The 21,057-nt window shown below is 65.5% G+C and carries 18 protein-coding genes; 7 read left to right on the top strand and 11 right to left on the bottom strand.

The window, feature by feature from the left end; translation table 11 throughout:
* The first annotated feature begins 426 nt into the window (after positions 1–426).
* Positions 427–567 carry a hypothetical protein gene (locus tag ON19_RS42445; RefSeq protein ID WP_157229950.1) on the top strand — a complete coding sequence of 47 codons (141 nt, stop codon included), beginning with the start codon at positions 427–429 and terminating at the stop codon, positions 565–567.
* A gap of 579 nt (positions 568–1,146) precedes the next feature.
* On the opposite strand, the gene ON19_RS32475 is transcribed toward ON19_RS42445, so the two are convergent.
* Positions 1,147–1,776 (bottom strand): hypothetical protein, encoded by a 630-nt coding sequence (locus ON19_RS32475; RefSeq protein WP_157229949.1) that lies wholly within the window; start codon positions 1,774–1,776, stop codon positions 1,147–1,149.
* 739 nt (positions 1,777–2,515) lie between these two features.
* Between ON19_RS32475 and ON19_RS44185 the strand changes: the two genes are divergently transcribed.
* Positions 2,516–2,980: a transposase gene (locus ON19_RS44185; RefSeq protein ID WP_255218436.1), complete on the top strand. Its 465-nt coding sequence runs from the start codon at positions 2,516–2,518 to the stop codon at positions 2,978–2,980.
* 229 nt (positions 2,981–3,209) lie between these two features.
* On the opposite strand, the gene ON19_RS32465 is transcribed toward ON19_RS44185, so the two are convergent.
* The 3 genes from ON19_RS32465 to ON19_RS32455 all read right to left on the bottom strand — a co-directional run bounded on the left by ON19_RS32465 (position 3,210) and on the right by ON19_RS32455 (position 8,464).
* Positions 3,210–3,887: an LmeA family phospholipid-binding protein gene (locus tag ON19_RS32465; protein ID WP_227954743.1), complete on the bottom strand. Its 678-nt coding sequence runs from the start codon at positions 3,885–3,887 to the stop codon at positions 3,210–3,212.
* A gap of 44 nt (positions 3,888–3,931) precedes the next feature.
* Positions 3,932–5,962 carry an MMPL family transporter gene (locus tag ON19_RS32460; protein WP_169334244.1) on the bottom strand — a complete coding sequence of 677 codons (2,031 nt, stop codon included), beginning with the start codon at positions 5,960–5,962 and terminating at the stop codon, positions 3,932–3,934.
* A 258-nt stretch (positions 5,963–6,220) separates the two neighbouring features.
* The gene (locus ON19_RS32455) at positions 6,221–8,464 is read right to left on the bottom strand and encodes an aminotransferase class III-fold pyridoxal phosphate-dependent enzyme (protein ID WP_051169533.1); all 2,244 of its coding nucleotides are present in this window, start codon (positions 8,462–8,464) and stop codon (positions 6,221–6,223) included.
* A 486-nt stretch (positions 8,465–8,950) separates the two neighbouring features.
* Here ON19_RS32455 and ON19_RS44180 point away from each other — a divergent pair, with 486 nt between their 5' ends.
* On the top strand, positions 8,951–9,121 hold the full coding sequence (locus ON19_RS44180) for a hypothetical protein (RefSeq protein ID WP_227955058.1): 171 nt from the start codon (positions 8,951–8,953) through the stop codon (positions 9,119–9,121).
* A gap of 154 nt (positions 9,122–9,275) precedes the next feature.
* Here the strand turns inward: ON19_RS44180 and ON19_RS42440 are convergent, their stop codons facing one another.
* Positions 9,276–9,434, bottom strand: a complete 159-nt coding sequence (locus ON19_RS42440; RefSeq protein ID WP_218006517.1) for a hypothetical protein — start codon at positions 9,432–9,434, stop codon at positions 9,276–9,278.
* A gap of 122 nt (positions 9,435–9,556) precedes the next feature.
* Between ON19_RS42440 and ON19_RS32445 the strand changes: the two genes are divergently transcribed.
* Both ON19_RS32445 and ON19_RS39415 read left to right on the top strand, forming a co-directional pair.
* A complete protein-coding gene (locus ON19_RS32445) occupies positions 9,557–10,147 on the top strand; it encodes a DUF3558 family protein (protein ID WP_083899798.1) in 591 nt (196 codons plus the stop codon).
* Complete coding sequence (locus tag ON19_RS39415; RefSeq protein WP_051169532.1) at positions 10,144–10,470, top strand: hypothetical protein; 327 nt, start codon at positions 10,144–10,146, stop codon at positions 10,468–10,470. Before ON19_RS32445 ends, ON19_RS39415 begins: the two co-directional genes overlap by 4 nt.
* A 19-nt stretch (positions 10,471–10,489) precedes the next feature.
* Here the strand turns inward: ON19_RS39415 and ON19_RS42435 are convergent, their stop codons facing one another.
* Both ON19_RS42435 and ON19_RS32435 read right to left on the bottom strand, forming a co-directional pair.
* A complete protein-coding gene (locus tag ON19_RS42435; protein WP_157229948.1) occupies positions 10,490–11,206 on the bottom strand; it encodes an IS3 family transposase in 717 nt (238 codons plus the stop codon).
* Positions 11,203–11,442 carry a transposase gene (locus tag ON19_RS32435; RefSeq protein ID WP_218006516.1) on the bottom strand — a complete coding sequence of 80 codons (240 nt, stop codon included), beginning with the start codon at positions 11,440–11,442 and terminating at the stop codon, positions 11,203–11,205. Before ON19_RS32435 ends, ON19_RS42435 begins: the two co-directional genes overlap by 4 nt.
* Positions 11,443–11,611: 169 nt before the next feature.
* Between ON19_RS32435 and ON19_RS32430 the strand changes: the two genes are divergently transcribed.
* Positions 11,612–11,875, top strand: a complete 264-nt coding sequence (locus tag ON19_RS32430) for a hypothetical protein (RefSeq protein WP_043701566.1) — start codon at positions 11,612–11,614, stop codon at positions 11,873–11,875.
* A gap of 222 nt (positions 11,876–12,097) precedes the next feature.
* Here ON19_RS32430 and ON19_RS32425 read toward each other — a convergent pair whose 3' ends face one another.
* The 4 genes from ON19_RS32425 to ON19_RS32410 all read right to left on the bottom strand — a co-directional run bounded on the left by ON19_RS32425 (position 12,098) and on the right by ON19_RS32410 (position 20,367).
* Complete coding sequence (locus ON19_RS32425; protein WP_051169531.1) at positions 12,098–16,717, bottom strand: caspase, EACC1-associated type; 4,620 nt, start codon at positions 16,715–16,717, stop codon at positions 12,098–12,100.
* A gap of 12 nt (positions 16,718–16,729) precedes the next feature.
* A complete protein-coding gene (locus ON19_RS32420; protein ID WP_157229947.1) occupies positions 16,730–17,089 on the bottom strand; it encodes an effector-associated constant component EACC1 in 360 nt (119 codons plus the stop codon).
* Positions 17,090–17,277: 188 nt separating this feature from the next.
* The gene (locus ON19_RS41000) at positions 17,278–17,880 is read right to left on the bottom strand and encodes a tetratricopeptide repeat protein (protein WP_218006515.1); all 603 of its coding nucleotides are present in this window, start codon (positions 17,878–17,880) and stop codon (positions 17,278–17,280) included.
* 1,899 nt (positions 17,881–19,779) lie between these two features.
* A complete protein-coding gene (locus ON19_RS32410) occupies positions 19,780–20,367 on the bottom strand; it encodes a hypothetical protein (RefSeq protein ID WP_157229946.1) in 588 nt (195 codons plus the stop codon).
* Positions 20,368–20,878: 511 nt separating this feature from the next.
* Here ON19_RS32410 and ON19_RS40995 point away from each other — a divergent pair.
* Positions 20,879–21,057 (top strand): MerR family DNA-binding transcriptional regulator (locus ON19_RS40995; RefSeq protein WP_043701560.1); only part of this gene is annotated, 179 nt, incomplete at its 3' end.

The following is a 21,057-nucleotide window of genomic DNA, read 5'->3' as shown; positions in this document are numbered from 1 at the left end:
GGTAAGTCCTCCCCCCACGTGTGGTGTTCGCCTGTCTTTCCGCGGTCTGGATGCGACAGGGCTCGTGTCGGTGTGGTGCAACCGGTCTTACCGCCGGCCCCGCGCTGACGGGGCTGTAGCCGCTACGAAGTGAAAGATCTTGCCGGAGAGAGCATTACACCTCCGATGCCAATGTGCTAACCAGTTTGCGCGGTCGTGGACAGTCCGTCAAGCATGTCCCGAGTCCCCACAGTGTCGGTACGCCAATGGAACGATGATCCTAACCAGGACGACGGTGGGCACTGGGAAACCGTCCCCAACTCCTCCGGCAGGCCGGGGGTTGTCGGCGTCGGTGGTGGAGAGTAGGTCCCTGCGCCCGTGACCCAGCGTGGAGCTGGAGGTGTCTTCACCGCGCACCAAACCGCACGAATACGACTGATTCCCACGGTGCAGGTCAACGACCCGGTCGGCGTCATCGACGGCGAAGCCGGTGACCTCCTTGTCATCAACACTCCGGACAATCTTGCCGAGCTCTGGTTCCTCGAGAAGACCGGCAACCAGGATTGGGTGAAGATTGCTCGAACCTGAGGTTGCCCCGGTATTCCGGACACCGTGATCTTGTCCGACCCGGTAGTGGCTATCCTATGCGCCGACGCTGACCTCGCCCGCTATCGACACTTGCTCGACTCGACCGCGGACGTCTTCCGCCGCTTGGGGCTTGGGGTTGTGCTCGGGAAGTTGAGCGGCGTCCGGTACCGCAAGTGGGCGACTGTACACCAGCGGCACACGGGTCGACGTCGTACTGCGGTACTTCACCGAGCTGGCGAGCGTGGTCGAGGATTTGGGGTCAGTTCCCCACGTAGCGGGCGGATTTGGACAAGGTGAGCGCGCGGTTGGGTGAGCTGATCGGTGATCATCGGGTCGCCGGTGATCCGGGACGTTAGTCCGGTGGCGATCGGTGTTCAGCCGATGCAAGCTCTGTTCGGTGCTGGTGAGTACCCCCGCCGCACTGCGGGCGTTGGGGTCTCGGGCGCTGAATCTGTCGTGGCCGGGCTGGAGGCAGAACACGCGGTGGCGACGTTCACCGACGCAAAGCTGGCATGTCCGTGTTGTTACCTGGCGTGTCCGGGGTCGGCGGTCTTCTACAGCTGCCAAGTAGCCCCCGATCTACTGCACACCGGTGTAGAAGAAGTCCTCGTTGTTGGGGCCAGCGTGGAGATCGAAACGCGCGTAGGGATAGTCACTGTTGACGCAGCCATAGATGGGAACGCAGTTCTCGATTTCGCGCTTCAACTTCACCTCGACGTTCGGATAAGGCGTCGGTGTCACGAAGTTTTCCTTTTCCCCCCTGTCGTTCATGAACGTACCCAGGAACGTGACCTCCTGGCTTCGGAAATGAACGCCCCTGATGTTTGCCTCGTCCTCGCACCAGTCGGCGCGGAAGCGCACTGTGTAGGCATCCTGGCCGAGGACCGTGTACCCCTTGACATCACGCGCCCAAGTCCAGCATCCCGGTCCGACCTTGGTTTGATCGGCAGGCTGCTTCTGCTCTGTTCCGAGCACCACCTTGCCAGGATCGACGATCTGCTCGGCAATGTCGGGATATTTCAGCAAGATCGCACGATCTGATTCGGTCAGCGTCTGCGTCTGCGAAAGCCGATTCAGCACACCCTGCACGTCTTCGGGGGTTCCTTGGTCGGTGGGTGGCGGCGGTTGTGCGACCACTGATGGTGCCGATCCGATTATCGCGCCAACGACCGCAGCGGCGGCGCACGTTGCTCGAAGTGCCATCTTCATTCCGGATTTTTCTCCCTGCTCACTCGATTCCGGCAAGATTAAGTATCTCCCCGGTTTGTGAACTTGATGTCAGATCGGCCACCACCTTCGGCGCACCTTCCGGGTACGGAGCGCGTCACCAGCCGCAAACGAGGGTGGTCCCTATCGAGACAGATTGCAGGTCAACGCTTAACGAGAACGTCTACCGTTCAGCGCAATCTATTATGATCGCAAGTTAGCGCCGCTGCCTAGGATGGAATTTACCTGCCCTCACCGTGGTTATGTCAGCGAATGCTGACGACATGCGGTTCTCCTGCATCTGCCAGGCCTCGGGGAGTAGTTGCCAGATAACCCAGTTATCAGGCAACTGATTTGGTCGCCGAGTCAAACCTTCGGGCCTCGGTTGGACCGTCCTGACTGGAACTGGTGGCGCGTGCGTTGTTCTCGGCGCAGACTACCGCTACCCCCACCGGCGCCGCAGACGGCCTGTGGGGTCGCACTGCTTCAGGTGGGCGAGCAGAAATTCGAGTGCGGTCCGGTCGACGGTGTCCCAAGGTCCCGGCCGGTGCGGGCGGTCTCCATGCCTTGGTGCGGCCACGCTGCTCGAGTCATCCGAGGTCAGCGCCACGAGTCCAACGTCTCGACGGGCTGTCGTGTCCGGGGGGCGGGTGGCCCCCTTCGAAGCACTGTCGATGGGCGTCGCCGTCTCGGCTCGGCTTGGGGGAGGACTTGGCTGCGGGCGAGGGGCGAGTGCGAGTGGTTGCCGCTCTCGTTCTCGGAGCACCTCGTCGGTTCTGCTATTGAGCTTGTACCAGATCTGCACGACCGCGTCGACATGGTGTGGATCGAGTTTGCGTGCCTGGCCGACCTCGTGGGCCAGGTCGGCGCGGTTCCTGAGCATTCGGAGGTGGCGCGCGCAGATGTGCCGGCCCTGTTTCCCTCCACCGCGGACTATTTCGACGAGGCGCTGCGTCAGGTCTGTCACCCGAATCCCGAGGAATACGCGGCGGCCGCGGCCGCGGCGGTCATCACGCATCGCCGCAACCGCGGCCGTGCAGGCGGACGACCACCGGCGATCGACCGTGAGATCTACCGGCACCGCACCACCATTGAAGGCGGCCTCAACCGACTCAAACAACACCGCGCCGTCGCCACCCGCTACGAGAAACTCGCCACCCGCTACCTCGCCGTCATCCAGATCGCCGCCATAGACCGATGGCTGTGACGACGACACCTTGTTCGAGACACTGTCTAGGGAACCTCCTTCAATCAGCATGCCTTCGGTGCCTATCGGCGGGCGCTACTCGACGTCGACAACTCCGACGCGCGTGCCGAAAACCAAAGGCAACAAAAGCTTTGGTGGCCTCCGGATAGTGCCCGAGGCCACTCGACTCGGGTTGTCCCGGTCAAGCGAGGTGCCGACGGACTTCCCGGAGTAATCCGCCGCCCGGCGATCAGCAGGTGTAGGCCTCGGTGTTCTGCTGGAGTTCCAGCTTGGTGGGCCCACCGGCCATTCTGATCTCGATGCTGTTGTCGGTGACCCTCACCTCGGTAGGCTTCAGGTTCAGCGGATCATTCTGCAGGCTTTCGGTCATAAGATCCACGATGCCGTCGACCAGATCGGTGGGAAGGCCGAGGCCGAACAACTGGGCGGACTGCGTGATCACCTCGATGTGGTCGCCGACGATCTGCGGCTTCACCTGCAGATCGGCAATGCCGCCGAACACCTCGAAATCCAGCACGCCGGTACTCGAATCGGACCGAACCCGCGAGATCAACCCCTTCATGGTCTGCGCGATGCCCTCGTTGCTCCAGGTGGCCTCGGCGCTGCTGCTGCCGATGTCCGCGCCGCCGCGACCGTTGTCGATCAGCGAGATGTCGTTGAGCCGCGCGTGCACCTTCATGTCGACGGCGGGCCCGAATGTGGCATCGTCACTGTCGAGATCGACGTACTGGACATGATGGTCGATCGCGGTGAGCAGCAACGGTTTCGGCCCAAGGCTCACCGATACCTTGGACCCCAGATCCTGCTCCACCTGCGTGGCGATGCAGTCCGCGATCCGGTGGCGGTAGTAGGTTTCGGCGGCGGCCACGGTGCCGATGAGGACGAGGACGAGGATAATCCGCGGCACGTTCCGGGTGCCGCGCCGCCAGCCGGTCGGCGGCCTAGCCGGCTTCACGTGTCTTCGCGGCCGTGCTCGGCCGTGCTCGATGCTCGAATCACAGTGGCACTGCGGCGATCGGGGGCGCGACGGTCTCCGGGCCACCAGTTGTAGTGGCCGAGCAACGCCATAACCGCGGGGATGAGCGCGAGTCTGATAATGCTGGCGTCGAGGGCGATCGCGGTAGCCAGTCCGACACCGAGCATCTTGATATTGCCATCCGGATCGAGGGCGAATCCGATGAATACGGCGATCATCACGAGCGCTGCTGGCGCGATCACCTGTGCGGAGGCCGCGATTCCGGTGATCGTCGCCTCCTCATTCGCCGCACGGTCGCGGATATCGTGGCGCATGTACTCCTCGCGGACCCGCGACAGGATGAACACCTCGTAGTCCATCGATAATCCGAAGATGAACGCGAATATCAGCAACGGCATGTACGCAGGAATGGACCAGTGCGTATCGACACCGAGAAGTGAGCTTCCCCAACCGAATTGAAAGACCGCGACCACCACGCCGAGAGCCGCGACGACGGACACCACATTGAGCGCGGCCGCATTGAGCGCGACCAGCGGAGCTCGAAACGCGAAGGTGAGCACAATAATCGACAACCCGAGCACCACCGCGAGGAAGGCGGGTATGCGCGATTCGATCTTCGCAGCCAGATCGGCATCGGCTGCCGCCATGCCGGTGACATGGATGGCGGTGCCAGGGATCATATCCGTGCTCGGCAACGCGCGGATATGATCGACCAGGGCGGTCGTTTCCGCGGAGTGTTGGGCCTCGCGCGGAATCACGGTCAGCACCGCCACATCCAGGTTGGTCACCGCCGGCGTGACGGCGGCGACGTCGGGATCGGCGGCGAGCCGGTCGCGCACCCTGTCCGCCACCGCGGACACCGTGTCGGGCGCGCCCTGCAGCACGACAACGAGGGGACTGTTCGTACCGGGGGAGAAGTTGTCGGCGATCAGGTCGTGTGCGCGACGCTGGGTCGTCGACGGCGGATCGACACCAGCGTCCAACTGCCCCAGTGTCATGTGCGCGACCGGGAAAGCCAACAGCGCCAGCGCTCCGAGGCTGGCCAACAGGTATCCCCAGCGATAACGCACAGCGCGCCCGATCCACCGCCGCCACCGCCGCTCAACGGCCTTGCTGCCCAGCGCCATGCGGGCCAGCGCCGGTATCACCGAATGGGCCCGGCGTCCGGACAACGCCAGCAATGCCGGAAGCAGGGTCGAGGTCGCCGCGAGCACCACCGCAACCATGATCGCGGTGGCGTAGGCCATCGCCGAGACTGTCGGAATACCTACTGTCAGCAGGCCGAGCAGGGCGAGGACCACCGATGAGCCGGCGATCACGGCCGCCCTCCCGGCGGTGGCCGCCGAGGCCGCGATGGCATCGGATCCTGTCCTGCCATCCGCCACGTAGCCGCGGTATCGGCTGACCACCAGCAGTGAATAGTCGATGGCCACCCCGATACCGATCATCGAGGCGATCGAGGTCGCCGAGGACGACACCGTGGTGACTCGGCTCAGCAGTTCCAGCGCTGCCAACCCGATCCCCACCGCGGCGCCGGTGGTGGCCAGGCAGATCACCGTCGCCGCCAGCGAGCCGAACGACAACAGCAAGACTACGAAAGCCACTGCGATGCCGATGAGTTCGGCCCATATCGAACCCCGGGAGGCGGTATTGGCGACCAGCGGGCCGCCGAACTCCACGTCGAGTCCTTGTGCGCGGGCCGGGGCCGCGGCCTGCCGCAGTGCGTCGACGGCGTCCTCGGTCAGCACGTTCTCATTGGCGTCGTAGCTCACGGTCGCGTACGCCGCGCGACTATTGGCGGACACGTTGGCCAGCGGATCGTCGACGGCTCCGACGTGTGGCAGGCGTGTGATCGCCGCACGAACCTCCGCGAGGGACGCCGCATGGTCCAGAATGTTCTGGCCGGTGTCGGGCGTTGCGAAGACGACGGTGGCCGACGTCCCGGACATGGCCGGGAACGCCCGCGCCAGCACGTCCTGAGCGACCCCGGAGTCGGAACCGGGCACGCTGTAGGTATCGTCAGCCCGCCCACCCAGGAACAGTGCCAAGCCGACGACCGCCGCCAGCAGGACCGCCCAACACGCGACGACGATCCGCCCGTGTCCGGCGGATCGGCGTGCGAGATCGCTGAGAAGGGCTCCCCCCGGCAACCGGCGCCACCGGCTTCGGGTACGCGTATCTGTGTCGTTTCGACCTCGGGTAGTCATCGCGGACCTACGCTTCCGTGTCTCGTCTGCACTCGGTGGGGGCCGAAGTAGGTACGGTCAGGCCGGGACTGTGGTCGTACCGATGCCGCGGGCAGACCTCGTCAGGCTCTGGAGCCTGCCATGGAGACGGCCTCCGATCCGGTACCAGCGGATCGTTCGCCGTGTCCGGCGAAGCCCATGGGCTCCGATCCGGGAGACGAGGTTGGCGTAGACATGGGCAGGAGTTACATTGGCCAGCCCGACCGTCAGGCGATCCACTGCCTCCTGCATCGTGCCCGGCCGACCGAACAGCGGCGGGAAGAACCGCTGGTCTGCGACCACCACACCGCACCGACTGGCCATGATGTCCATCAGCGAGCCCTCGACCGCCAGTGTGACCATCGAGTTCGAGCGCTGCGGGAACCAGCGCCGATTCATCACCAGCCGCAGGTGGCTGCCCTGCCCGGTCACCCCTTCGAACAGCGCCGACGACTCAGCGAGTCGTTCCAGGCCGGAACGCAGCGCCTGCTGTTCGTGCCGGCGCCGAGCGTGTTGCTCATCGGTATTCACCGCGCGCAGCGCGTCGAGCGCCAAGTGCGCGCCCAGGCCGTTTCGATACCCGTACTGCAGTCGCTCGACCAGGGTGGAATCGTACTCAGTGGCGCGGTCAGCGACGGCGGCGCGGCACAGCATGACCGCCATGGGGAAAGTCATGTCCGACAACGGTTTCGCCAGAGTGGTGAAGTCGGCCGAAGCGATCGCCGCGGGATGAGCCAGGAAGCCCTCACCAGTGCGCCAGCCACCGGTGAGTACTTCGTCGACGCCGACCAGAAAGCCGTCGGTCTTTTTGCGCTCGGCGACCACCTCGACGAGATCCGGCGAGATCGCCCGGCACGACATCCCCTGGATGAGCTCGAACCAGACCAGGCCGACGTCGTTGCTGTCGAGCGCACGCTCGAGGTCACCCCTGGCATTCGGATTCAGTGGGTCGATGTAGACGAGATTCGAATAATAGGGCCGGAACGCTTCCGGGATCGTGGCCGATCGTTGCGGTCCGTGTTTGCTCATGCTCAGTGAGCCAAGGGTTTTGCCGGAGTAATTGCCGCGGAAGGTCACGATCGTCTTTCGATCGGGGCAGGCCAGCCTGGCCAACGTGAGCGCGGTCTCGACGCAGGTGGCACCACTGACTGCGGGGAAGGCGCGATCGAATCCGGTCAGTGAGGTCAGATACTTCTCGAGGTCCGCGAAGTAGTCGTGCGTGGGGTCGTGTGCCGCGACGGTCGCACGCACCTCCGGCGGATTGTGCCCGCGCAGGTTCGCACCAGCGCCACCAGCGCAATCGAGCAGGGTGTGGCCGTCGCGCATGGTCAGTTCCGAGCCGCGGGCCTGTTTGATATCGAAGTCGAGTCCGAATGCCTCGAGTAAGCCCGCCGCCGGCGGGCTTACGTACCGGGCGAACGCGTCGTTGCGGACGCGTCGGCTGGCGGTGATGTCGGCGAGCGCCCGCTCAGCACGATTGTCGAGATAGCCGCGTTCCCGCAGCACATGCAGGGCAGCCGCAACCGCGACACCGTTGCCACCGAAGGTCGAACTGTGTGCGAGGCAATCGACGGGGTTGTTCCACACCGTGTACGCCTGCCGCGTCATCACCGAGCAACCGAACGGGACCTGGTCGTCGGTGAGGTTTTCACCGTAGACCCAGATATCGGCATCGATCGCGGCCGCAGGCAGCCGGCGATCACTGGTCGCGACCGGGATCGGCCGACGGTCGCAGACTATGCGCATCGCGCCGTCGGCGGATGCCGTGTGCAGCAGGTCCGCCGCTTCTTTTGACAGCCCGTCGAATTCGGGGGAAAGAACGATCAGCACCCCAGCCCACGACTCCGTAGCGAGCACGTCGTACGCGGCTGCGACTGAATCGGACGACCGCACCCCGGGCACGAGGGCATCGGTTAACCCGTCGCGGGCCGGGTCGAAGTACTGGGCCAGTGACTGTTCCGGATCGATGACCAGGACTTGTCCCGAACGGTCGTTGCGGGCGGCAGTGTGGCGCGCGAGTTTGACCGCCGCGGAGATTCCCTCTTCGGTGGAATTCGCCAGGAAAGACACACATTCGCCGGCCTCGGCCTCCGCGGTGTGCACCAGGCTGAGCGCGTAGGCCAGGTGTGCCGCCTCCTCGCTGACGGATTGTCCCGCGAACAGCATATTCGGGCGGGCGTGTGCATTGCGGTCGATGATCAGATCGCGTAACCAGCGCGCTGTCGGCGCGAACCGCGATCGTTGCCGCTGAGAATGATCCTGCTGAGCGTGGTCGGCCTTCACGATGAGACTCCTTAAGTCAAGCAAATTCGCTGTGAAGCAGCGATTGCGCATCCGGTGTCGTCGATGACTCCGGCCGAGTGGATCCGAGTGCCCGCGTTTCGCGTACAGCTCTGCGGTGCGCGGGGCAGCGGGCCAGGACATTGAAACCGGTTGGTACCGGCTGCTTCCCGTTGTGATTCGGCGGCTATCTGTTCCACGACCGACCCCGGAGAGCGAGTCCGTCGTCAGTGCACGTGACTTCTCGTAACTTGGCAGGGTCCCCCAGCGTCGTTTGGCTATCCCCAGTCGCATATCGACCGACCAAAGCGTTTGATTCGGGCCGAGCGCCCCTCATGCCCAGGCCCAGAATACGGTATCGCATGAATGAGATCAACGTTCTCCTAAAGTGAAACGTGTTGCACCAAACGCTTTTTCAGTGCTGACGCCAGTCGCCCGCCCTCGCATGCCACCGATATCGACCCGAACCCATTGGGGCTGGGAACCCTGGTGCGGAGCCCGTTGTCGATGGGCCTACTCACCGACCGCTTCCACAAGCACGGCGGAGAGACCGCATCGGCCGCCGCTCTGCGATGGGTCCCGCAGCACATGACCGACGAACGCAAGCTCGACGCCGTGGAGGCGCTCATACCGGTCGTGGGCAAGCAGGGCTGCCACTGACCCACCTCGCACTGGCTTACGCCATCACCCACCCAGCAGTCACCTCGGCCATCATCGGCCCACGCACTATGGAGCAACTGGACGACCTGGTCGCGGGAGACTTCCTCCCGGCGTAGGCGCGGGACCTGGCGTGCTGCGCCGGGAGCGAACCGACTTACTCCGGTCGAAACGAGCGTGCGCCGCGCGCGGGACTGCCCTCGATGACCAGCGTGGGCGCTTTCACCTCGTGCAGCACGTCCACCGGCTCGAAGTCCGGATCGGCGGCTGCGGCCAGCCGGTGGTTGACCACCGCGGACACGTCCGCGCTTTGCACGACCTGTACATCCGCCGACGGGTACTGCCAGGACCCTTTGGCACCATGACTTGCGAGACCCTACGGGTGGCGGCTGCGCGATCCCGCGGCCTGTGTTGTGATTGTCGTAGGGAGGGGTAGCGATGCAGAAAAATGTCCGTAGCCGGGTCCGCAGGCTCTGTGCTGTAGTGCTGGGGTCGGCACTCGTCACCGCGGCCGCCTGCGAGATCTCCGGAACCGCGACGACCGCACCGCGGCCGACGGTGCTCAGCACCGATACGTCACCGCCCACGACCCCTCCGTGGAGGTTGGCCGAGCTTGTCAACCATCCATGCACGGTGCTCGGGCCCGGCGATCTCACCCGCTTCCGACTCACAGGCCCGGGAATACCGGCACTGGACTCCACACCCAGCTATTGCCGCTGGAGCACACCCGCTGCGGAACCCGAGGGCGTCAGGATGATTTTCGCCCCCAACCCGTGGCACCGGTACGGGACTGTCGAAGACACGAAAAACGACAAAGAGAACTTCCGGACCCTGCACATCGCGGGACGGTCCGCGTTTCTGGTCGACCGCCGCAGTCAAAGCGGCCACCGCAACTGCATGATCTGGGTGCAGGTCGCCTCCGGCGGACTCTTCCAGGTGGAGTTCGTCCCCGCAGCGCCCGCCATCGGCCAGGATGTGTGCGGTCCGGCAATCGAGATCGCCGGGGTGATCGCGGAGCGAATCCGGTGAGCACGCACCGCCCCTCGCGACCGGCCGCTCTCCGGCGGGTGGTCACCCTGGTGGCCGGTGCAGTGGCCGCTGGCGCCGGGTTGCTCTGGTTGCGCTGCATCTATCTCGTGGTCGCATTTCGTCTCGTGACCGACCCCGCATTCGACCCCCACGGATACGGTCTGATCGCGGGTACCGTGCTGTCGGTGCCCGCCGCGCTCGTCACCGCGGTGGCCGTTGCCTTCGCCTTTCCCGCCCGTCATCGGGTGCGGGTCGCCCGGATCACGACACCGGTCCTGCTCGTGATCACCACTTTGCTGTGGGCCGCGTTCCTCACGGCGTAGGTCCGGTCGGCGGTTGTAGTCAGCGATTCGCGGCAGTGGAATACGTGATCTCGCCCGCCGGCGACCTCGGGCCCGAGGATGAGACGAACGGGTCCGCATTGGTCGAAGGTGTCGGTGTTGCTCGAAGTCGAAGGTGCCGGCCACGACGTGCCCACCTACGCCGGCGACAAGTAACTGCGATGTTGCAATAAACCATCGCGTCACCCAGCACGAGCGACTCGGCCTCAGCGTCGGTCGAAACCCCCAAGTGTCCACCATCGCTCGAGCGCCTTGAACTGGCGGACGCGAGCGCGCCACCATCGGTGCTGCGACGCTCCGCAACTCCACTATCTGACGCAAGGTCTCTGACGAATAGTGCTGCGTTCTGAGCGATTACCGGTATCGGCGAACTCGACGCCAGTCCAGAGGCGTGCCGCGCACGAGCCGGAACTCGCATGGTCGGGTTCCAGGTGAGCGCCCGACCGGGCATTATCACGGCGATTGTGTTGTTGGAGACCCGCCAGCCCTTCTCCCGCAGCTCCAGCCCGATGCGCGGGCTGCCGTAGGTGCGGCCGGAGTCCTCGAACTCCTTGCCGATCGCCGCGATCAACTGTTCACGGCGGCGCCGGCGCGGTGTGGGCTCACGGTCGTTCCGCTTGTAGAACCACGGCTCGCTGACATTGAGGGCGCGGCAGCAAACAGTGTGCGGGACACCGTGTTCGGTCCGCTGGGAGGCGATGAACCGGGCCACGCTCACTTGGTCGCCTCCTTCACCCACAGGACCACTGGTCGCTCGAGGACATCACGCTCCATCGCCAGTTCGGCGTTCTCGCGCCGCAACCGCACCAGCTCCACGCGTTCGGACTCGCTGAGCCGATCACCGGCCGCTCCGTCGCGCTGCTGCCGGTCCCGGGCCACCCAGGTCGTCAGCGTGCCCTCGTTGACCCCCAGCTCACGGGCAACCTGCGCGACCGGCCGCCCGGTCTCACGCACGATCCGCACCGCCCCTCACGGAACTCCCGATCGAACTCGCGTCTCTTCTCCGCCATCCGATCTTTCCTCTATGGTCAGGCCTCCACGGTGCGAGGGGAAACGCACTGTGGTGACGGCGGCATGGTGCACGACTGTACCGAGCGTTTCGCGGCCAACCGAACCATTCCCGATGCACCGCAACGCGGTCCTCGGCGCCGCGCCGCACGCGAGATCGACAATCTCGTCGTCTTCACCGGCGACCGCCACCAGCACAGCGCCCTCGACCTGCGCGCCGCCGATCTCGGTCCCCGTCGTCGGCACCGAATTCATCGGCTCCTCGATCACCACCGGCCGCCACGGCGCCGATATGAACCCCACCGGCCGCACCCTGCTCGCCGCCATCCCCGACCTGCAATCTTCAACGCCCAACGCGGCTACCTCCGGGTCGAACTGAACCACGAACCTCTACGCAACGACTTCCGCGTCCTGCCCTACGTCAGCCGTCGCGGCGCCCCCGTCACCACTCGCGCGAGCTACGTGGTCACCGATGTCACACCGAGCACCCAACAAGCCTGGCGCCCAGACGAACCCATCGAGATCCCCGAAACCGACACCCGAGTCCAACCCGGTCCCGGCCGCTGAGCCCCGGTGAGGATGGGCATCGCCACGGTAGTGCTCAGGTGCAGGCCGGTCTGTGGAATCGGCGCGGAAGGTAATTCTTCCAGTCGTCGGTGACCTCGACATCGTCGATATCGGTGCACAGCTGCCGATAGAGGCTCTCGGTGTCCAGCGGCCAGATGATGGAGCGGTGTATCGGTGCGGGATAGAACGGCCCGAGGTTGCCGGTATCGGAGGGCAGAAGCGTCGCGAGGGCATTGCCGTCGGGGCGGAAGACTATCTGCGAACCCGACGGTAAGCGAGTGATCAGGTCTTCGAGTTCCGGTCGCTCGGATCCGCTTATCTTCCATATTTGCGCGCCACCGCCCGAACCTGTGCCGACCAGGACATTTCTCTTCGGGCTCGCCGTCAAGTTCCTCGGCGAACTACCGGGGGCGGTATTGCCGACGGTAGCCGGTGCGGCGGGGTCGGTCAGATCCCATACCTTTATCAGCTTGCTGCTGTTGTCGATACCGACGACGAACCCGTCGCCGATCTCGTCCACGGTGGCAGTCGAGGCGTTTATCCAATTCAATCGACCGCTCGGCTTTTCGGTGATCGACACCGGGTGATCCGGATCGGTGAGATCCCACAGATAGGTGACATCCGGTACGTAGGTCGGATCGGCCATGAGCAGGTGGCGAGAAGGAAAGTACCCGTATGTGGGATTGGCGGATGCGATCGTGCCGCGGCGAACAGGGTGCGCGGGGTCGCGTACGTCCCACAGATGCAACTCGTTTTCGTAGGACACTCCCAACAAACCGTCCTCGAGAAACCACAACCCTTCGAAAGCGCCGGTCTGCTCCACGGGACTGTCCAGCGCAACGGTCGCATGTAGAACCGGATGCAGAATATCGGTGACGGTCCGTAGTTCGAGCCTGTCATCGACGGAGACGGTGGCGAGAAGCTGACGGCGAGCGGCCGGAATATGTGGAGTGGGTACGGACGCCCCCACCGATGGATTACGAGAGTCGGAAACGTTCCACAGGCGTACCGCTTTTCGGTCGCTGACCTGCGTCAGCAGGATGCGACCATCTGCAATGAAGGCGGCGCTGGTGTCAATATCGGGCAGCGTTGCCACCAGACGTGGCCGGAGCAAATCATCGACCTGCCACAATTGGGCGCCTCGCATGTCGGGCTGCGCGGTGACCAGCAGCGTTCCGTCGCTGTTGAAAGCAGAAGTGCCGTCTGGGCCTTGCTGCACGGTGCCTGGAATGCTCGATGCGGGCACGCTCCACAGCCCGATAGTGCCGTCACCGTCGGCGGTCAGAACACGACGGCCGTCCGGACTGAACTCGGCCGCGAGAATTCCCGAGGGGTCGCGCAGCGAACTCTGCGCACTGTATCCGGCGTCCGATTTCGATCTGGTCCAGAATGTCGCTGTGCCGTCGGAGCCGGTGGTGAGGAAGCCTCGCCCGTCCGGGCCGTAAGCGATATCCATAAAATTGGAACGGCTGTTCCGGTACGAGAACTCTATCTCGCGCGGGGCCGCGGGATCGGTGAGATCCCAGACGTGCAGGTCACCCAGTCCGCCCGCCGATGCCAGTTCCTGGCCAGAACGGCTCAGCGCCAATGAAAAAGCCGAATTCACCGGAAGGGTCGCCACCACGATCGGTGTCGGCCGATGACGGGTATCCCACAAACGCACAACGCCACCGTCGGATCCGGCCGCACCCGCGGCGGCGAGCAGACCATCGGGTCTGAAGGCCAGATCGTTGATTGCGCGGGTGTCAGCCGATATTTCGGCATCGAGTGCGGGGCGGCGCGGATCACGGACGTCCCACAGCTGCACAGTGCCGTCCTCGGTGCCGGTCGTTGCCAGGACGGCGCCGTCCGCGGAAAACGCGATCGCCGGATGGATGGCGGGGTCGCCGTCTCCGACGTGGACCGTCGAGGTGACCAGAGGGATTGCGGCCAGCTGTTCGGGGTGGAAGGGATCGCGCACGTCCCAGAGGAACAGGTTCCGTTGAGAGCGTGCGGCGAGGAGCCGACTGTCCGGACTGAAAACAAGCATCACGGCGCTGTCGGTGGGCAGCGTTGCGGTCGGTTTCGGGTGGAACGGATCACCGATATCGGACAATCGCACCGTGTGGTCGTGCCCGCTGCTCGCGACGATGCGGCCGTCGGCAGCGTGGGCCACGCTCAGCGAGGGGGCGGCGTGCCGGACGACGGTGGTCGGATACGGCGTCACATAGGCGCGGTAGAGGCTGCTTCGCGCCTGCGGGGTTCGGGCGGAATTGTATGCGGTCAGGCTCAGTCGCAGGGCGGCAGCGGGATCGCTCATGCGCAGCGCGTCCGCGGCGGCGGCCAGCTCCTGCGACGATCGCACCGCCTGACTGTCCAACGCCGCCCGATGCTCCCACGCCGCACGCACGGTGCGCTGCACCGCGACCGCGCCGCCGGTAACGATCAACACCACCGCCAGGACCGCCGCCGCGAGTTGCAGGCGGCGGCGCCGTTCGCGACGGCGGGCGGCCTCGGAGCTTGTGTCCAGAAAGTCTCGTTCCAGCGAACTGAGTGCGGCCCGCGAGGACTCCTCGGCGTAGCGCTCGCGGGCGCGCGCCAACCGGTTTCCCGAATACAGCTGAGTGGCATCGCGATCCGCGTGGTCCCAGGCGCGAGCGGCATCTCCGAACTGCTGGTCGACGACAAGTGCGGCGCGGTCCTCGGCGATCCAATCGCGCAATCGCTGCCACACTCGCAGCAGACCCTCATGGGTGATCTCGGCGGTGCCGTCGGCGACGGTCACCAACCGGGCCGCCACGAACGCGGCCAACACTTCGCGAGCAACCAACGCCTGCTCGGTGGACGACCCGGCCGCCAGCTCCGTCAGGGCAAGTCGCCGCCGCGTGTCCTCGGTTCCCTCACCGAGGCGGACCATTTTCAGCAACATGTGACGCGCGGCTCGTCGCCGGTCCGGGGCCAGCGCCTCGTAGGTCTGTTCGGCCTGCCGCGAGACGGCTTCCCAGATTCCTCCGCTGTCCTGGTAGCCAGCCAAGGTCAATGCCGCGCCCTCCCGATGATGCCAGGTCATCATGAGGGCATAGGAGAGCAGCGGCAGCGTCCCGCCGGACTCGGCCGTCAAGTCGTGGCCGCTGCGCAGGTCGAGAAGCAGCCGAGGAATCAAGCCGTCCTCGAGGGTGAGACCGACTGCGCGTGCGGGTTTCTCGATAACCTCGCGTAGCTGCTCGGAGTTCATCGGTGGCACCGGGACTTGAGCGTCACGCAGAACCTCCACCAGGTCCGGGTATTCGGTGCAGTAGCTGTAGAAATCCGCGCGGATACACAGAATCGCCATCAGCGGAGCGACAGTCGTCCGATCGGCCGAACGCCCGGCCACGCAGATCGCTCGCACGAATGCGTGTCGCTGCGCCTCGTTACCGTCGACGAACAATTCCTCGAATTGATCGACGACGAGTACGAGGCGACCGCCCCGGAGCCTGCCTGCGTTCGACGCGGCGCGGACGATGTCGGCCAACCCCGTCTCGTCGGCGCGCACCCTGGCCGCTATCTCGTCCTCGGAGATCCCGCACAGGCGCGTCAACCGACTGGCCAACGCGCGCACGGGGTCCGTGCCTGGCCGCATGACGAGCTGCGGCCAGTTGCGAGAACCTCGAATGTTCAATCGCCCGGCGTGGATCGCCGGTAGCACTCCGGCTTGCAGCAGCGAGGACTTTCCCGACCCGGAACGGCCGATTACGGCAACCGGGCCCTCGTCTTGTCGATCGACCAGTCGCTGCAAGACCGCGGCGACCATGTCGTCGCGCCCGAAGAAGTAGCCCGCGTCCACCGCGGTGAACGCGTCGAGCCCCCGGTAGGGGCAACGTGGCTCGCTCACACCACCCCGGTTGATGGGCTTCAGCGGCCCGTGGCGAGAGACGACGGTCGCAGGCGCGGCGGGATTGACGGCGAGCACGATCTCCCCGGCTCGATCGCCCGCCCTGCGGTGTGGCGCGGGCAATCCGCGGCTCGGCAGCGCCCTGGCCAGATGACGATAGGCGTCATCGGCTGTCAGAAAACGACCGACAGACGTCTCACCGTGATCGAGAAACCGGATCAACTCGCCACTGAACCCGGTGAAAGGCTCACCGGGAGGAGCCAGAGCCTGCTCGGTCGCCGACGCCGAACTCAGCAGGAAACTGCCCCGCACATAGCTCAGTTCGAACGCATCGGCGACCGCGGTGCCGAATGAACCGTGGGCACGACCGGAGAAGCAGCAGTCGAGCACGACGATGATCGAACGCGCGGGGCATTCGGTGAGCGCCTCGCGAACCGTGGAGTACGCCAGCGCGTCGACCGCCAATCCGATGCCTTCGTCCTCGGTCGCCGCTGTCGCCAGATACAGCTCGCCGCCGGGGCCTATCAGCCCGTGCCCGACGTAGTAGAACAGGAAGACATCGCTTGCCTGCGCGGACATTTCGATCAATGCCCGCAGGAACTCCCTCGGTCCCGCAGGATCGACGCATACCTCGACTCGGCACATGCCGCAGCGTTCGGTCAGGCAACGGCCGAGTTCTGCCACGGTGTTGTCGACGGCGACCACGTCCGGTAATCGGGAGGACGCGCCGTGCCTTCCGGTACCCACGACCAGCGCGCGCGAACCCGCGCTGCCGAGTGCGGTTGCCCGGTTATCGGCCATATCGGTCCACGCCTACCGAACGTCCTCGACATCACCGTTGGAATCCGCATGTTGTAGCAGCTCTGTGATCAACCTACGGGTGTTGTCGTCCTCCAATCGTGCGTTCGCCCCGCTGAACTCCACCGATGCACCGTCCGGCCGGACCACCTTGAGAGTGATGTCACCTCGTTGCCGCCGAATCCAGGTGATGAGCGCACTCGCGAGCACCGTCACCGCGCCTCCGGGCGCCAGCGCGATCGCGAGCGTTTCCACGGTCGAGCCCAATGCGCCCTCCGGAGGTGGGCTCGTGACTACTCGCGCTCGCCCCCGCAGCAGATCTTCGCCCACCAACCACATGCGTAAGGCACGGAGGCTGTCTCCGCGATCGGACACCCCCGCAATTGAAATCGTGACATCCATCCGAGTTCCCCCTCAGATCGGTTCGGAATCGAACCACGCGACAGCGACCGATCGCGGGCGCGAATCTTCGTGTGTACGCACCGACTTCGACGCAGCAGAGTCTACCCGGCCGGGACCCCTGTCGTTCGCGCGGTCCTGCTGTTGCTCGATGCGCGCGGACCCTATCGACGCCGTGTCGTGCGGTGGAGCACGACAGTCGATGTAGACCCATTCATCGCGGCAGACCGGCTTCGGCGAGGGACGACATCCTGTTGTCGTGGACAAAACTTCGCCGGTCGACGTCGACGTGGACACGGCGTGACCGTACCGCCGTGATCGCTCGGACCAGCAGGCGCAACGCTTCGGCGTCGTTGGTGTTCGCCGCCGTCAGTCATCGACGTCTGGAGATTGCGCGACCGAGCGAGGCTTTCGCGTGAGGCCGCAGTGTCAGGGTGGTCAGGGCCCCGTACTCGCTCACGGTCGGCGAGGTTCTGTTCGTGGAGCGTGATGGCCTCGGCTAGTCGGCCCGCCGATCCGTATGCGTTGGCGAGGTTGTTGCGCGAGACCAGGGTGTCGGGGTGGTCGGGGCCGAGGAGCTGTTCGTGGTCGGTGAGGGTGCGGCGGCCCAGTTCGATAGCGCGAGTGAAATCCGCGGCGGCGGTCAGCTGGGCTACTGCCCAGCGGCGAGCCGACAGAATCCGTGCGCGCAGTTCGTGATCGGTATGTTCGGGCAAGCCACTGCCGGTTAGGGCGTCGATGTGGTCGACGAGTTGGGCACCGTCCATCCGCCGCGGCCACGCCTGCCTGCGGCAACCGCTGCTTGCGGAGCCGCTGCAGGAACCGCTGATATGTGGTGCCGGAGGCGGCGATCGCGGCTGCGGCTGTGGCCAACGCCAACGGCAGATCACCCAGCTCTGCGGCAACCTCATCCGCACCGACGGGATCATCGAGGACCGTGATCGCAGCCAGGTAAGCAACAGCCTGAGCACACGTGTAGCCGGCACCTGCGTCGACGACCCTGCCCGCCAGGTATTCACTCCTTGGGAGTCTCCGGACTGTAGTCGATGGCCGCGAAAAGGTCGCGCCCAGGGCTCGGCCCTACTTCTACGATTTGGACGAGTTTCTCCGCTGATACTCCAGTGCCACCGATCCACCCTTCCTTCACGAGGTCAACGAACAGAGTGTTGGTGAGATACCGCTCTACAGAGTATCGGGGGTCTCGGCGTTGACCCACCCCACCAGCCCCGCACCTCGGACCAGCTGGCGGCGAAATGGCTCTAAGCCAGTCAAATAGCATTGCCGACGCCTCCGCGCCGTATTCGCCCAGCCCTTACGGTTTCGCAGGTAGATCCCTCTGATCAGGGCAGGTATCCCTCTGGCGACAGGATCACCCACGCCGTCTGCCTGCCGATTACGCCATCCCAACCCGCACCCGCGAACACCAAACAGGCTCACCGGTAGGAATGAAGTCGGCGAGACTGTGAACGGCCCCAGGGGGTCTGGACTCCTTCGTCATGCTCGATCAGGGGAATGGAGTCCCCCAGAAATGCGGTGGGTTTGTGCTCGGTCGCCGGAGACTCTAGGTATCTGGCTCGTCGGTTCGGTCTGTGGCGTAGCCGCCTTGCCACCATCGGCGCAGCACGGTGTCCGGAAGACCGGGGCAACCTCAGGTCACCGTCGATACCGAACTCGATGATGCGGAACACGCACACCCCGCCCGCGACCATTTGGATCAGGGAGCCTTCCTCGAACTGCACATCCCCGATTCCCTTCAGCTTGCGGATGCCGGTCGGACTGCTGCCGCCGGGCGGGACACAGGACGCGCGGATCGGATCGGCGGATACACCCCAGAGCCCGCCCGGCTCGTGAGGGAACACCGAGCAGACCCTGGGGCGCCTCCCATCCGTAATGCGCCGTCATGGGCCTGGAGCGGACACGTGACGGCGAAAATCGTAGAGCCTCGCCAGGCCGGCACGGGCGACACCGCCGTGCATGCGCGTGTCTGGCGGGGAAGCCGCGCTAACCCCGTACCGCTTGATCCGTGACGGTCACAGCGCCCGAAAGGCCAGGCAGCTAACCTGCTCGAACTCGACGGCGCCAGCTCCATGGCCCTGCCTATTCCGAGCGGCGCGCCCGCCTGGGTCGAACTCGGCCTCACCGAGCTGGGATAGGAGCGATTGAACTGTTCGATGCGGCGACCGGCGCTGGTGAGCACTTCGAATGTTCCCGGGACGTAGTGGCTGCCTTGTTTGCAGGCGATGACAAGGTCGACTGTCCAGCGAGGATGCGGGGGTTGGCGACGGTGTACTCGGCCAGCTGGGTGTGGTCGGTCGGTTCCCGGCCACCCCAGACCTTCAGCGTGCCGCCGAGCGGGCTGGTCGGCGCGGATTCCAGTCCGCTGGGCGCGGTCGGGGAGGGGCTCGTGGTGTCCGGCGACGCGCAGCCGGCGCCGGTGAGGAGTACCGCGGCCGCTGCTGCTGCCTCGGTGGCGAGGATGCGGCGTGTCGCTCAGCTGAGGCCGTAGCCGAGGCCGAATGTGACGGCGAGCCATCTGAGGAACGCGTGGAGGCCGTCGCCGGGATCGAGGCCGAAGGAGCCCATCGATCTCATCTCCTTCCGAGATCGAATCTTCTGCGGTTCCCCGACCTGTACATGATTTTATCGCTCGTCACAGCCTTGCCGCATCATCGATCGGCACTGATGGGAGGTTGGTCGGCGCGGTCGGTGACGCGGGCGCGGCCGAGGGGGAACGGGAGGGTGATGGGGTCGCCGGGGCGGTGGGCCTCGATGAGTTCGAGGTGTGGTGTGAGGCCGGTCAGGCCGGTGAGGCGGGCTTGGCTGTAGGGGGTGCCGACGAGGAGGACTTCGACTTCGCAGTCGTGCACGGTGTCGGTCGGTAGCGAGCGGTCGAGGGTGGCCGCGATCGTCGTGACCGGTTCCACGCCGCGGTCGAGACAGCTCTCGCCGGCGTCGGACGGTCCGTAGATCCAGGTGAGGACTTCCGGACCGGAGCATTCCCCGAGAAAACTCCAGCCGCGTACTCGCATCATGACGTCCAGCCCGGCGAACACCCGCATGTCCGCTGCGGGTACCGGGTGACCGCAGGGTGTGCCCAGCGCCTGCAGCACCGAGGACGGCGGGTATCGGCGATGCCAGATGTGCGCGCGCATCGCCGCGACCCACGCCACCTCGCCGCGCGGTGAGCCCCAGGCCACGTCACCACCAGATCGGCCGGCGCGGCGGCGGGCTGGTTCCTTCTTCACACCGGACATGGGGGCTCATGCTCGCAGTCCGCCTCCCCGCACTCCAGCAGACACGCCCACCGGTGTCGCGGGATTTCCGGCACTGACCGTCTGCCCGGCTCAGCGCCCGGCGTCCGGTCGAAGACCAGCTCACGGCGCAGGCGAGCGGGGTATTCGGGGACGCGGTGGCAGCACCGACCTCGATGGCTTGGACGCCGCCGCCCGTCGCGGCCGTAAGGGCGGGCACTCTCCAGCAGGGCCGCGCGCGGGGTCACCAGGCTGCACCGGGCTGCCTACTCGGCGAATCTCGGCGGCGGTCCGAGCGGGCGGAATGTCGTATCGGCGAGATCTGGCGTCGCGGTCTCGCTCGACCTCCACGCCAAGACCGGTTCGGGAGTGGGGCATGTGTCGATTGAGGATGTGGCGGCACGGCGTGACTGCTGGATTCGGCGGGCGTGTTTCGGCTTGCACCTGACGTAAGGTCAGGTTCTACCGTCGGCGACACCGGTGCAAAGTGCGTCGGTGGAAGTGAGATTAACGGATGGAACAGCCCGGAACCGAGCGTGTTTGGAAGGTCGGAGAACTCGCGGCCGAGGCCGGACTGACGGTGCGGACGCTGCACCACTACGATCGTATCGGGTTGGTACACCCTGCGGAGCGGACCAGCACCGGCCACCGGCTCTACACCGCGAGCGATGTCCAGCGTCTGTATCAGGTGTT

Origin of the sequence: Nocardia abscessus NBRC 100374, assembly GCF_000308455.1 — a bacterium.
GTDB lineage: Bacteria > Actinomycetota > Actinomycetes > Mycobacteriales > Mycobacteriaceae > Nocardia > Nocardia abscessus.
The sequence above is the reverse complement of the archived record's forward strand: the minus strand, read 5'-3'. Positions and strand labels throughout refer to the sequence as shown.

Excerpts from the sequence above, each read along its gene's own strand:
- ON19_RS41000 (WP_218006515.1), bottom strand. The coding sequence starts at position 17,880 with ATGGACGGTGCCCAACTCGTCGACCACATCGACGCCCTAACCGGCAGT.
- ON19_RS32410 (WP_157229946.1), bottom strand. The coding sequence starts at position 20,367 with ATGTCCGGTGTGAAGAAGGAACCAGCCCGCCGCCGCGCCGGCCGATCT.
- ON19_RS32425 (WP_051169531.1), bottom strand. The coding sequence starts at position 16,717 with ATGGCCGATAACCGGGCAACCGCACTCGGCAGCGCGGGTTCGCGCGCG.
- ON19_RS32430 (WP_043701566.1), top strand. The coding sequence starts at position 11,612 with ATGCACCGCAACGCGGTCCTCGGCGCCGCGCCGCACGCGAGATCGACA.
- ON19_RS32475 (WP_157229949.1), bottom strand. The coding sequence starts at position 1,776 with ATGAAGATGGCACTTCGAGCAACGTGCGCCGCCGCTGCGGTCGTTGGC.
- ON19_RS32445 (WP_083899798.1), top strand. The coding sequence starts at position 9,557 with ATGCAGAAAAATGTCCGTAGCCGGGTCCGCAGGCTCTGTGCTGTAGTG.